This window comes from Streptomyces sp. NPDC104381 (assembly GCF_055583745.1).
The window spans coordinates 839,718-852,725 of the sequence record NZ_JBVJNK010000004.1; the positions used below are offsets into that span (position 1 = coordinate 839,718).

Sequence of the window (13,008 nt, forward strand, 5' to 3'; positions counted from 1 at the left end):
TCGCATGCGTGAACTGCTGTCGGACCTGCGCGACTGGCACACCGCGGGTACGCCCTTCGCCCTGGCCACCGTCGTCGGCGTGCGGGGCAGCGCGCCACGGGCACCCGGCGCCGTGATGGCGGTGAGCGCCACGGGAGCGGTCGCGGGCAGCGTCTCCGGAGGGTGCGTCGAGAGCGACGTCCACGAGATCGCCACCGAGACGCTCACCACCGGCCGGACCCTGCTGAGGTCCTACGGCATCAGCGACGACGAGGCCTTCGGCGTCGGGCTGACCTGCGGCGGGACGATCGAGGTCCTCGTCCGGCCGTACGTCGATGAGGGCGACCGGGACGCACTGCGGGAGCTCCTCGACACCATCGCCGCGGGGGAACCCGTCGCGCTCGCCACCGTGGTGTCCGGAGCGGCACCGGCCGGCGCCCACCGGACGGTCCTGGCCGGCCGTGCCGCCGGATCGCTCGGCGACGAGGGGCTCGACGCGGCCGCCACCGACGACGCACGGGGCCTGCTCGCCCAGGGGGTCACCGGCACCACCCGCTACGGCGCGCACGGCGAGCGCCGGATGCAGGACGTCACCGTCTTCGTCCAGACGTACGCCCCCGCGCCCCGCATGCTCGTCTTCGGCGCCATCGACCACGCGGCGGCCACCGCGCGGATCGGGTCCTTCCTCGGGTACCGGGTGACGGTCTGCGACGCCCGCCCGGCCTTCGCCACCCGGGAGCGCTTCCCCACGGCCGACGAGGTCGTCTGCGCCTGGCCGCACACCTATCTGGAGTCGGTCACGGTGGACGCCCGCACCGTCATCTGCGTCCTCACCCACGACCCGAAGTTCGACGTGCCGCTGCTCGCCGCCGCACTGCGCACGCCCGCCGCGTACATCGGCGCGATGGGCAGCAGACGCACCCACGCCGACCGGACCGCCCGGCTCCGGGAGGCGGGCGTGGGCGAGGCGGATCTGGCCCGCCTCGCCTCACCCGTGGGCCTGGACCTCGGAGCCCGTACGCCGGAGGAGACCGCCGTCTCCATCGCCGCGGAGATCGTGCAGCACCGCTGGGGCGGCACGGGACGCCCCCTGGGAGAGCTGGCGGGCGCCATCCACCACGTCCGGGAGCCCGGGTCCTAGGACACGGCCTTCGCCGCGGCCGCCCAGTGGCAGGCGACCTGGGTCAGGCCGCCGCCCTCGAGCACCGGCAGATCCTTCGTGCGGCACGCGTCCGCGACGCCCGCGCGCTCCGCCTCGCCCGAGGCGAGGACCTGGCACCGGGCATGGAAGCGGCAGCCCGACGGGACGTTCGAGGGGTCCGGCGGCTCGCCCGTCAGCAGCACCGGTTCACCGTCCGCCTCCGGCAGCACGGACAGCAGCGCCCGGGTGTACGGGTGCTGGGGGGCGGTGAGGATCTGCTCGACGTCGCCCGTCTCCACGATCCGGCCGAGATACATCACCGCCACCCGGTCCGCGATGTTCCACGCCAGCCCCAGATCGTGGGTCACCACCAGTGCGGACAGGCCCAGTTCGTCCCGGAGCCGCAGCAGCAGGGCCAGGATCTCGCCGCGCACCGAGGCGTCCAGCGACGCCACGGGCTCGTCCGCGACGATCAGCTCGGGCTCCAGGACCAGGGCGCCCGCGATCACGACGCGCTGGCGCTGACCACCGGAGAGCTCGTGCGGATACCGCAGGAAGAACCGCTCCGGAGGCCGCAGCCCGGCCCGCGCCAGCGCCCCGGAGACCGCCTCCCGCTCGTCGCCCGCGTAACCGTGGATGCGCAGGCCCTCCGCCACCGCGTCGTACACCGTGTGACGGGGGTTCAGGGAGCCGCTGGGGTCCTGGAGGACCAGCTGCACCCGCTTGCGGTACGCCTTGAGCGCCCGGCCCGCGTAGTCCAGGGGCTCGCCGCCGAAGGTGACACGGCCGGCCGTGGGCGGTACCAGGCCCAGCAGCGACCGGGCCAGCGTCGTCTTCCCGCAGCCCGACTCGCCGACCAGGGCGACGATCTCACCGGGACGGATGTCGAGGTCGACCCCGTCGACCGCCCGCGCCGTCGCCGCCCCGCGCCGGCCGGGGAACGCGACCTCCAGCGCCTGGGCGCTCAGCAGCGGAGCCTGGGTGGTGGTCGTCATGAGGTGCTCCTTGCTTCCTCGGTACCGCCGTGCGGTCCGGGCGTCGCGGTGGCTTCCGGCTCCACCAGCACACAGGCCGCCCGCCGGGACGGGCCGGCCGGCCGCAGCTCCTGGTCCTCGGTGGCGCAGGACTCCAGCGCCGCCGGGCAGCGCGGATGGAACGTACAGCCGGAGGGCAGCGCCGACGGGTCAGGGGGATCACCCGGCAGGCCGCGCGGTGCGTGCCGGGAGGCGAGGTCGCCGATGCGCGGGAAGGCGGCCGACAGGGCGCTGCTGTACGGGTGACGGGCGTGCTCGTAGACCTTCTTGGCGGGACCCTCCTCGACGACCCGGCCCGCGTACATCACCGACAGCCGGTCGCAGGTGTCGGAGAGCACCGCCAGATCGTGGCTGATCATGATCAGACCGAGGTCCTGGTCGCTGACGAGCTGTTCGATCAGCCGCAGGATCTGCGCCTGGATCATCACGTCCAGGGCCGTGGTGGGCTCGTCCGCGATGATCAGCCGAGGGTCGCAGGCCAGCGCCATCGCGATCATCACGCGCTGACGCTGACCGCCGGACAGCTCGTGCGGATACGCGTCCGCCCGCGCGGCCGGGAGACCCACCTGCTCCAGCAGCTCGCCGGCGCGCCTGCGGGCGGCCGCCGGGGTCCCCTTGCCGTGCAGCAGGATCGGTTCTGCGATCTGGTCGCCGATGCGGTGCACGGCGTTCAGCGAGTGCATCGCGCCCTGGAAGACGATCGACGCCCCCGCCCAGCGCACGGCGCGCAGCCGCCCCCACTTCATGGTGAGGACGTCCTCACCGTCCAGCAGGATCTGCCCGCTGAGGGTCGCCGAGGCGGGCAGCAGCCGCAGCAGCGCCAGCGCCAGCGTCGACTTCCCGCAGCCGGACTCCCCGGCGATGCCGAGCTTCTGGCCCGCCTCGACCCGTAGGTCGACACCTCGTACGGCGGGGACGGCCGAAGCCCCCGACCCGTAGGTGACATGCAGATTCCGGACGTCGAGCAACGGCTGCCCGGTCTCCGGCTTCGGAACGCTCTCGGTCTTCACGGCGGTCAACGGGACACCCCCAGCTTGGGGTTGAGCACGGACTCGATGGTACGGCCGCACAGCGTGAACGCGAGGGCGACGACCGCGATGGCGAGTCCGGGCGGAGCGAGGTACCACCAGTTGCCGGAGCTGACCGCCCCGGCCTCACGGGCGTCCTGGAGCAGCCCGCCCCAGGAGACGATCGTGGGATCGCCGAGCCCGAGGAAGGCGAGGGTCGCCTCGGTGAGGATGGCGGTGGAGATCACCAGTGTCGTCTGCGCGAGCACCAGCGGCATGACGTTGGGCAGCACATGGCGGGACATGATGTGGCCGTGCCCGCCCCCGAGCGCCTTGGAGCGCTCGATGTACGGACGTGACTCCACGGACAGCGTCTGCGCCCGGACGAGCCGCGCGGTCGTCGGCCACGTCGTCACGCCGATCGCCAGGACCGTCGTCCAGAGCGACCGCGAGAGCACGGTGGCCAGCGCGATGGCCAGCACCAGCGTCGGCATCACCAGGAACCAGTCCGTGATCCGCATGACGACGTTGCCGTACCAGCCCTTGAAGTGCCCCGCGGTGATGCCCACCAGGGTCCCGATGGCCACCGAGAGGAACGCCGCGAGCAGACCCACGGTCAGGGAGACCCGCGTCCCCCACACCAGGAGGGCGAGCAGGCTGCGGCCGAACTGGTCGGTGCCGAGGGGGAACTCGGCGCTGGGCGACTCCAGCGCGCTGCCCGGCGCGCTGGTGACGCTCTGCGAGTCCGCGCCGACCAGCAGCGGGGCCGCCAGCGTCGTCAGGGCGATCAGCGCCAGCACGGCGAGGCCGGCGAGGCCCGCCCGGTGGGCGCGGTACTGCCGCCAGAAGCGGCCCGCCGCCTGGCGCCGGCGGGCCCAGGCCAGTGCGCGCGGCCCGGTGGCCGGCGCGGTGTCGGTCGTCGTCGTCATCGGCCCACCCGGGGATCGAGGAGCGGATAGATCACATCGGCCAGCGTGTTCATGAGGATCACCGCGGCGGCGAAGACGAAGAAGAGCGCCTGTACCAGCGGCAGATCGGGCACGCTCAGCGCCTGGTAGAACAAGCCGCCCAGGCCGGGCCAGGAGAACACCGTCTCCACCAGGATGGCGCCGGCCACCGTGTTGCCCAGGTTCACGAAGAGGAGCGTCACCGTCGGCAGCATCGCGTTGGGGACGGCGTGCCGGCGGCGTACGAGGTCGTCGCGGAGCCCCTTCGCCCGGGCCGTCGTCAGATAGTCGCTGCCCATCTCGTCGAGCAGCGAGGAGCGCATCACCAGCAGGGTGCGCGCGTACTCGACGGCGACGAGGGTGATGACCGGCAGCACGAGGTGGTGCGCCACGTCGATGACGTACGCGAAACCGCTCTCGCTGCCGGACTCCATGCCACCGGTCGGGAAGAGACCCGGGACGGGCCCGATGCCGACCGACAGGGTGATGATCAGGAGCAGCCCGAGCCAGAACGAGGGCACCGAGTACAGCGTCAGCGCGAAGGCCGTGTGGAAGCGGTCGCCGGCCGAGCCGTTGCGCCAGGCGGACCTGGCGCCCAGCCAGATACCGATCGCCGTGTAGATCACGAACGCGGTGCCGGTGAGCAGCAGCGTCGCGGGAAGCGCCTCGGAGATCTTGTCCATGACGGGGGCGCGGAACTGGTACGACGTACCGAAGTCCCCGGTCAGGGCCTTGCCGCAGTACTCGGTGAACTGCTGCCAGAGCGGCAGGTCGAGGCCGAATTCCTTGCGCATCGCGGCGATCTGCTCGTTCGACACCTGACGGCCGCCGGTCATGTGCTTGACGGGGTCGCCGGGGATCAGACGGAACAGGAAGAAGCTGGTGACGAGCACGGCGAACAGCGAGACGGCCGCACCGGCCACCTTGCCCGCCGCATAGCGGAGGTACGCGGTCGTGCTGCGGGAGCGTGGACTGCGGGCCGACGGCCCGGCCGGAGCCGGGCCGTCGGTCTGCACAGCGTCCACGCCCGCCGCGCCCTTCACGAGCGCGGGAGTGCTTTCTGTGCTCATGGACTATTCACGGTCTTCCGCGGTGGAACGACGACGCATGGCGAACAGCAGCCCGCCACCGGCGAGGACGACTACAGCGATTCCGACACCGATGAGGACTCCGGTGGAGCTGCCGCTGTCGCCGGACGAACCGTCCGACGCACCGGCGGCCGGGACCGCCGACCACCAGCTCCAGTAACCGTCCTGACCGAAGATGTTGCCCCCGTCCGACGGCATGGTCGTGAGGGACTCGATCTGGTCGGTGCGGTAGGCCTCGACGGCATTCGGGTACGCCATGACATTCATGTATCCCGTGTCGTACAGCCGCGACTCCATCTGCTTCACGAGGTCGGCCCGTTTGGCGGGGTCGTATTCGGCCAGCTGCTTCGCGTAGAGCTCGTCGTACTGCTTGTCGCAGATGAAGTTGTCGGTCGCCGCCGTCTGCTTCGCCTTGGCCGGGAGCGCGGCGCAGGTGTGGATCGACATCACGAAGTCGGGGTCGGGGTTGACGGACCAGCCGTCGAAGGCGAGGTCGTACTCACCGGCGTACCAGGGGTCCGAGACGTTGTCCATGCAGTCGACCTTCAGACCGACGCCGAGCTCGCCCCACCACTCCTGGAGGTACTTGCCGATCGCCTTGTCGTTGGGGTCCGTGGCGTGGCACAGGATCCGGAAGTCGAGCGGCTTGCCGTCCTTGCCGGTCCGCTTGCCCGCGCTGTTCTTCCTGTAGCCCGCCTCGTCGAGCAGGGCGCCGGCCTTCGCCGGGTCGTAGGCGAGCTTCTGCTCGGCCGACGGCTTCCAGAAGTACGAGCCGTAGCGGGGCGGGATGTAGCCCTCCCCCTCCACGGCGTAGCCCTGGAAGACCTTGTCGATGATGGTCGAGCGGTCCACGGCCGTGAACAGGGCCTGGCGGACCTTCTGGTCCTGGAGCGCCGGGTGGCCGTCGCCGAACTTCTTGCCGTCCTTGGTCTGCGCGCCCGGGTTGACGGCCAGTGCGTAGAAGCGCCGGCCGGGGGCGTCGTTCACCTTGATGTCGTCGGTGCTCTTCAGCGACGCGGCCTGCGCGGGCGTCAGGCTCGGGCTTCCGGCGACGAAGGAGACTTCACCCTTTCGGAGGGCGGCGACCGCCGCGTCCTGGTCCTTGTAGTAGCGGAAGACGATCTCGTCGAACTTGGGCGCGCCCCGCCAGAAGTCCTTGTTCGCCTTCAGCTTCACATAGCTGTCGACCTTGTAGTCCGTCAGGATGAACGGCCCGTTGCCCACGATCGGGAACTTCGTGTCGTTGTTGAACTTCGAGAAGTCGCCGACCTTCTCCCAGATGTGCTTGGGGACGATGGGCACGTCCAGCGCCGTCATCGTGGCCTGAGGCTTCTTCAGCTCGATGACCAGCTTGTCCGGGCTGGGCGCCGTGACCTTCTTGAAGTTGGAGACGAAGCTGCCGTTCGAGGTCGCGGCGCCCTCGTCGGTCATCATCTTGTCGAAGGTCCACGCCGCGTCCTCGGCCGTGGCCTTCTCCCCGTCCGACCACTTCGAGTCGTCCCGGATGGTGTACGTCCACGTCAGCTTGTCCGCCGAGGACTCCCACTCGGTGGCGAGCCCGGGGATCGTGTGGCTGTCCTTGGCGTCGTAGTTGGTCAGGAAGTCGTACATCAGCCGGCTGATGCTCGTGGAGAGCAGCCGCTGCGCGAGGAAGGGGCTCAGGGAGTCGACGCTCTGCGCGACGGCGACCGTGAGCGTCGACTTGCCGTCGGCGGCGTGCGCCTCCTGCGGGGCGGTGCCGAGCGGGTTGCCGGGGACGACCGATCCGGCGGCCAGCGCCAAGGCGGCGGCTCCGGCGGCGAGAAGGACACGCAGACGACCGCGTGGGCGGGGGGAGCGTGGAGGGAATCTTGTGACCATGGACGTGGACCTCGCGTCATGTCTCGCATGGTGAAGGCGGGCAGATCTCTGGTTCGCCAGCTGGTGAAGCGAAGGTTTATCAGCGGCGGTCGAGTCGCGTCAACGGTCCGCCAAACCGCGTGTGGTCTGCGGGAATGCGATGAGGGCCCGCACCGGGTGAACGGTGCGAGCCCTCATTGGTTTAGACCTCTACTGCCTCACTGCTGAGGCGCCGGCGGCGGCTGCGGAGGGTGCTGCTGCCAGCCCGCGGGCGGAACGGGACCTTGCAGTTCGGGCTGTCCCGGCTGATGTGCCTGGCCATCGTGGTGCGCGGGCGGCTGAGGCGCCCCGGCCGGGGCGCCGCCGGGCTGCGCCGGGGCGGGCGGCGACTGCTGCCAGGCATTGCTCTGCGCACCCTGGCCGGGGTGCGGCGGGTAGCCCTGCTGAGGCGCGGCGGCCTGCTGCGGACCCCCGTAGGGCTGTTGCCCGCCGTACGGCTGCTGGGGCGGGTACGGCTGCTGCTGCGGCTGCCCGGGGTACGGCTGTCCGGGGTACGGCTGCTGCCCCGGGTAGGGCTGGCCGGGCTGGGGCGCGTACGGCTGCTGACCGGGCATCGGCTGACCCGGCGTCTGCTGCCCCGGCATGGGCGGGGCGAACTGCGGCGGCGGGTTGCTGCCGTCGGCCGTCCAGAGCCCCTGCTGCTGCTGGGCGCGCTGGAAGTCCTCCGCGACGAGCGCCGAGAGGTTGAAGTACGCCTCGCGGGTCTTCGGCCGCATCATGTCGAGGTCCACCTCGGCGCCCGCCGACAGGTGCTCGTCGAACGGTACGACCACGACGCCGCGGCAGCGGGTCTCGAAGTGCTGCACGATGTCGTCGACCTTGATCATCTTGCCGGTCTCACGGACACCTGAGATGACGGTCAGGGAGCGCTGCACCAGCTCCGCGTAGCCGTGCGCCGACAGCCAGTCCAGCGTCGTGGACGCGCTGGAGGCCCCGTCGACGGACGGCGTCGAGATGATGATCAGCTGGTCGGCGAGGTCCAGCACCCCGCGCATCGCGCTGTAGAGCAGGCCGGTGCCCGAGTCGGTGAGGATGATCGGGTACTGCTTGCCCAGGACGTCGATCGCCCGCCGGTAGTCCTCGTCGTTGAACGTCGTGGAGACCGCCGGGTCGACGTCGTTCGCGAGGATCTCCAGACCCGAGGGAGCCTGCGAGGTGAACCGGCGGATGTCCATGTACGAGTTGAGGTACGGGATCGCCTGGACCAGGTCGCGGATGGTGGCCCCGGTCTCGCGGCGCACCCGCCGGCCGAGCGTGCCCGCGTCCGGGTTGGCGTCGATGGCGAGGATCTTGTCCTGCCGCTCGGTGGCCAGGGTCGAGCCCAGCGCCGTGGTCGTCGTGGTCTTGCCGACACCGCCCTTGAGGCTGATGACCGCGATCCGGTAGCACGACAGCACCGGCGTACGGATCAGGTCAAGCTTGCGCTGCCGCTCGACCTCCTCCTTCTTCCCGCCCAGCTTGAAGCGGGAGGCGGCGGACGGCGTACGGCTGCTCTTGGCCTTCTGCTTGCCCCGGACCAGCCGGTCCGAGGACAGCTCCACGGCGGCCGTGTAACCGAGCGGCGCACCCGGTACGGAGCGCTCGCGCTGGTCGTGCGTGACCGGCGTCGGCCACGCGGACCCGGTGCGCGGGTCGACGGGCGGAGCCTGGGGCGCGGGCGGCTGGGGCTGGTAGGCCTCGGGCTGCTGCTGCTGCACCTGCGGAGCGGGCAGGTTCGGTGTGCCCTGGGGTGCCTGCTGGGGCGCCTGGGGAGGAAGCGGGACGCCCTGCGCCGGGAACTGCGGCTGCTGACCGGCCTGGGGGAACCCGTAACCGCCCTGCTGGGGGGCCTGGGGGAACCCGTAACCCCCCTGCGGCGCAGGCACGTCGGGGCGAACCGGCGGCTGGGGCGCGGGCGGGGAAGGCGGGGTCGGCTGTGCGGGCACCGACGGCTGTGCGGGCACCGACGGGGCCGGGGCCTGCGGGAAGCCGTAGCCGCCCGAGGCGTCGGCGGCCGGAGCGGGCGCGGGCTGCTGCGCGGGCCACTGCTGCGCGGGCTGCGGAGCGCTCGGCTGCGGTGCGGCGGGCTGGAAGGCGGGCGGCAGGGGCGGGAGGGCACCCTGCGGGGGCGGCGCGGGGGTCCACGGGGCGGGGACATTCGGCGCCACGGCACCCTGAGGCGCGTCGCCGGCCGGCGGGGTGTCCTCGCGAGCCGCGTCGGTCACGGCGGGGGCGGGCTCATGGGCAGAGCCCTGACTGCCCCGGGCGTCCGCCACGGGCCAGTCGTCGATCTCCGCTGCGGGGGCCGGCGTTGCGGGGGCCTGTGCGACGGGGTCCTTTGCCGCGTCCGCCTCGGCGGTGACTGCCCGGACGCCGTCGCCGTCGGACTCTCCGGACTTCCCGGACCGCTCGGACTGCTCGGACTGCTCGGACTCTTCCGAAGGCTCCGGGTCTTCGGAGGCGTCCGGGCCCTGGGGCTCGTCGGAGGGCTTCTCGCCCTCCGGGCCGGCCGGGGCCGTGCCGTCGTCCTCGGACGCGGAGGTGTCCGTGTCGGTGGCGGCGCCGGAAGCCTCGGGCTCGGCCCCGGCCTCCGCCTCGGCTTCGGCCTTGGCGGCCTCGCGCTCGGCGATCTCCTGCTTCAGCGCGGCCGGTGAGAAGCGCATGGTGGCGCCGCTCTCCACATCGCCACCGCCGAACGGGCCGGACGCGCCGCCCGCCGCGACGGACTCCTCGGGGCTCGGCGGGGGCGAAGCCGGCGCCGGTGCCGGGGGAGTGGGCTCGTACGAAGGCGAGGGCGGCTCCGACGACGCGGCCGGAGCCGCCTCGGACGGCGCTGCCGGAACCGGCGGCCAGCCGGGCTCGAAACCGCCGGACGACGGCAGCCCCGGTACGGACACCGGAGCCCCCTGCGGCGGCGGAGGCGGTGCCAGGTGCGAGCCCGCACCGCCCGAGGAGTCGCCCGGCGCGTTCTGCGTGTACCAGGCCGGCGGGGTGTAGTCGATGGTGAACTCACCCGTCATCTCGGCGGGATCCGCGTCGGACGACTCGTCGACGGGCGTGTTCCATCCCCCGCTGATCTCGTCCCGATCGCCGTTCACTTTGCCTCCTGGTGTGGTCGAGCACCCTTGTGCCGTGGTGGGTGGGGGCGACCGTTCCCGTTCTGGCCGGTCCGCCCGGCTCTCCCCCTTGCGACGCGCAGTGCCTGCCCGCAGGTTCCTCTGCCGCGCCCCCACCCACCCTAATCGCCATAGGGCGCACTACGGCAGGCCGTATCGCCCACGGCGACTGTCCCGTAGGTCACGCACGGCTCTCCCGTGCGGCGAGTGCCTCAGAAGGTGAAGTAACGGCTATTCGTCGCGTATCGGGAGGTGGACGGACAGAGAGGGCCGGACCGAGTGGAGGGCGGCCGGTCTCCGACGGAGCGTGGGGCGCGGCCGACCCGTCCCGGACGGAGCGAGAGGGCGGCAGTCCCCGACAGCCGCCCCCGCACCACGCCGCCCTCAGGGCCTTTCGTTCGGATCACGCAGGGCTCGCCCGATCCGAACGGAGGGCTTTACGTGAGGTCGAACTCCCCGTCCCGTGCTCCCAGCACGAACGCGCGCCACTCGGCCTCCGTGTAGCGCAGCACGGTCTCCGGGTCCAGCGACGAGCGCATGGCGATCGCACCTCCTGGGAGGTGGGCGATCTCGACCCGCTCCTCGACGTTCTCGGTACCGGGTGCGCTCAGCCACTCCACATCAGAGATGTCCAGAGCGTAGAGCTCGTCCTTTTCCTGCTGGGTGCCCATGCGCCCGTCCCTTCCGTTCCGTCGAATGTGTCGTTCCCCCGCCATGATCCTGAAAAGCGGCCGGTCCGGGGGCCGAACGGGAGAGGTTCAGTCCATCCTGCGAGCGGTGCCCAGCAGTCCGGTCTCCACATCCGTCGCGCTGGTCATCACCCAGTGGCGCTCACGGCCCGCCACCCAGAGGGTGACACCGTCGGCCAGCGTGGGCAGTGCCTCGCTCTCGGCACGCGCGAGCCCGAGTATCCGGCCGATCTGCTCCGCCTCGGCCGGCGACACCCGCTGCACGCCCACGAGCGTCGCCGCCCGCATCAACCGGGGGGCCACGGGGCTCAGATAGGGGAGCAGGGTCAGTACCGACTGCCACGGCGAGGACACCACCCGGCCGCGGGGCGGACGCATACCGCAGTCCCGCACCACCACGACCGGGCTGCCGACCGTGGCACCGGTCGGCGGCACCCGGCCCACATCATGGAGCGAGATGCACTCGAGACCGGCGCCCGCCGCCTGGGCCAGCGTGGTCCACGCCTGGGTACGGCCCGTCTCGACCGCCACCCGCGCACCCGTACCGGCCGCGCGCAGCGCCAGCACCTGCGCGGTCCACAGACCACCGATCAACAGGACGTCGTACGGCGCCGGCCGGTGGAACCCGATCATCTGCGGGCGGCCCTCGGCGTCGTCACCGATGATCACGCCGTCGTCGCCCACCGGCAACGACAGCGCACCCAGGTGGTCCGCCGCCAGGGTGTGACCGGCATGGCGCGGACCCAGCAGCCCCCGCCTCGGAGCGATGTTCTTCGTCACTGCGCGCCTCCCAGCGGGAGCGTGGCCAGGACACCCGGCAGCTGCTCGCGGTCCAGCCGTACGAGACCGACCTCCGCGTGCCGGGCCGCTTGCTCCAAAGTCCTTCGCACGCCGACCAGTTCGGTGTCGGAACCGCCGGTGATCCGGACGTGGCCCCGCACGGACACATGGCCCTGGTGCGTCCCGCGGCGGACCGTCAGGCTGAACGTCGTCGCGTACGCCGGTACCGAGGTCAGCAGGGCGACGAGCCGCGGCAGCGGAGTCGCTCCCCGGCCGAGCTCGGGCCAGCGGTCGACCGCGTACGTGGTGTGCCAACGGTCGTCGCAGCGCCAGACCCGCGTCGTCTCCGTCGTCCGCCGCTGAGGCGCCGCGTCAGGGCGCCCCGCACGCGCCGACAGGATGGGGTTCGCGCACGCGGACGTCGCCACAGCGGAGTTGAGCTCCTCCTGGTCCAGCACCGAGGCCCGGAAACCCGCGCCGGTGATGCGGCTCGCCACATGGTCCGCGACCCGCACCAGGCAGCGCTGAGCCCCTCCGATCCCGCCACCGCGGGCCTCCACGGCCTCCCGGCACAGCTCCGGATCGAGCTTCACCGCCACCCAGGTCATCCGCAGCGCGGGCGCCCCGGTCCTGTCCTGGAGAGGGGCGTACGAGAGCCGGGCCACCGACCGCTCCGGCAGATGCGGCGCCGGAGCGGGCCGTACCTGCTGCACGAGCTGCGCCGACTCCAGCACGATGTCGTCGACCGCGAGCGCGTCGCCCAGCAGCGACAACGGCAGCGCCCGGGCACCCATGGCCTGACGGAGCGACTCACCGCTCGCCTCGACCCGGACGACCGCGGTCAGGAACGTGCCGTCCCCGATCATGCCGACCGTGCGGCGGGCGCCGTCGACGTAGATGTACGGGGCGAACCCCGGCACGTTCTCCGCGACCGGGGCCAGCTGCGGCTCCGTCTCGGCGGGGGGCGCCGTCGCGGTCCGCCGGCGGCGGCGCAGGGACGACACGGTCGACAGCCAGTCCTGGACGGCCCGGCCCCGGCGGCGTACCACCGCGAGGAGGATCAGCAGACAGGCGATCACGCCGGCGGGGATCATCCACGCACCACCGAGCGCGGCGCCCACCACGGCGACGGCCAGGGCCGCTTCCACGAGCACCATCTGCCGCAGCGCGGGACCGACGCGGCCGGTCCTGGAGATCGAATGGAGCGTGGTCGCGGCGGGGGTGTCCGCCGAGCTGCGGGGGGCCGTGTCGTCAGGCCCGTTGCTGCGTTGCCGCCGGGAAGGGGAGGGCATTCGCCGAGTGGACCGCCTCGTGCGCTCGCCCGTCGCTGCAGCCATCGCCGCGTTGCC

At 72.3% G+C, this 13,008-nt stretch carries 10 protein-coding genes; 1 reads left to right on the forward strand and 9 read right to left on the reverse strand.

Annotation, left to right across the window (positions count from 1 at the left end; genetic code table 11):
- Nucleotides 1-4 precede the first annotated feature (4 nt).
- Nucleotides 5-1,120, forward strand: coding sequence for an XdhC family protein (locus ACZ607_RS17575; protein WP_469735541.1), 1,116 nt, complete (start codon nucleotides 5-7; stop codon nucleotides 1,118-1,120).
- Here ACZ607_RS17575 and ACZ607_RS17580 read toward each other — a convergent pair.
- The 9 genes from ACZ607_RS17580 to eccE all read right to left on the reverse strand — a co-directional run bounded on the left by ACZ607_RS17580 (nucleotide 1,117) and on the right by eccE (nucleotide 12,996).
- Nucleotides 1,117-2,115 carry an oligopeptide/dipeptide ABC transporter ATP-binding protein gene (locus ACZ607_RS17580; RefSeq protein WP_469735542.1) on the reverse strand — a complete coding sequence of 333 codons (999 nt, stop codon included), beginning with the start codon at nucleotides 2,113-2,115 and terminating at the stop codon, nucleotides 1,117-1,119. The genes ACZ607_RS17575 and ACZ607_RS17580 overlap by 4 nt on opposite strands.
- The gene (locus ACZ607_RS17585; protein ID WP_469735543.1) at nucleotides 2,112-3,173 is read right to left on the reverse strand and encodes an ABC transporter ATP-binding protein; all 1,062 of its coding nucleotides are present in this window, start codon (nucleotides 3,171-3,173) and stop codon (nucleotides 2,112-2,114) included. The genes ACZ607_RS17580 and ACZ607_RS17585 overlap by 4 nt, the downstream gene beginning before the upstream one ends.
- On the reverse strand, nucleotides 3,170-4,090 hold the full coding sequence (locus ACZ607_RS17590; RefSeq protein ID WP_469735544.1) for an ABC transporter permease: 921 nt from the start codon (nucleotides 4,088-4,090) through the stop codon (nucleotides 3,170-3,172). The genes ACZ607_RS17585 and ACZ607_RS17590 overlap by 4 nt, the downstream gene beginning before the upstream one ends.
- Nucleotides 4,087-5,178, reverse strand: a complete 1,092-nt coding sequence (locus tag ACZ607_RS17595; RefSeq protein ID WP_469735545.1) for an ABC transporter permease — start codon at nucleotides 5,176-5,178, stop codon at nucleotides 4,087-4,089. Before ACZ607_RS17595 ends, ACZ607_RS17590 begins: the two co-directional genes overlap by 4 nt.
- Nucleotides 5,179-5,181: 3 nt before the next feature.
- The gene (locus ACZ607_RS17600; protein ID WP_469735546.1) at nucleotides 5,182-7,056 is read right to left on the reverse strand and encodes an ABC transporter substrate-binding protein; all 1,875 of its coding nucleotides are present in this window, start codon (nucleotides 7,054-7,056) and stop codon (nucleotides 5,182-5,184) included.
- Between the two features lie 197 nt (nucleotides 7,057-7,253).
- The gene (locus ACZ607_RS17605; RefSeq protein WP_469735547.1) at nucleotides 7,254-10,172 is read right to left on the reverse strand and encodes an SCO5717 family growth-regulating ATPase; all 2,919 of its coding nucleotides are present in this window, start codon (nucleotides 10,170-10,172) and stop codon (nucleotides 7,254-7,256) included.
- Between the two features lie 455 nt (nucleotides 10,173-10,627).
- Nucleotides 10,628-10,861: a DUF397 domain-containing protein gene (locus ACZ607_RS17610; protein WP_469735548.1), complete on the reverse strand. Its 234-nt coding sequence runs from the start codon at nucleotides 10,859-10,861 to the stop codon at nucleotides 10,628-10,630.
- A gap of 87 nt (nucleotides 10,862-10,948) precedes the next feature.
- A complete protein-coding gene (locus tag ACZ607_RS17615) occupies nucleotides 10,949-11,659 on the reverse strand; it encodes a hypothetical protein (RefSeq protein WP_099177829.1) in 711 nt (236 codons plus the stop codon).
- The gene (gene eccE, locus ACZ607_RS17620; protein ID WP_469735549.1) at nucleotides 11,656-12,996 is read right to left on the reverse strand and encodes a type VII secretion protein EccE; all 1,341 of its coding nucleotides are present in this window, start codon (nucleotides 12,994-12,996) and stop codon (nucleotides 11,656-11,658) included. The genes ACZ607_RS17615 and eccE overlap by 4 nt, the downstream gene beginning before the upstream one ends.
- Between the last annotated feature and the right edge of the window lie 12 nt (nucleotides 12,997-13,008).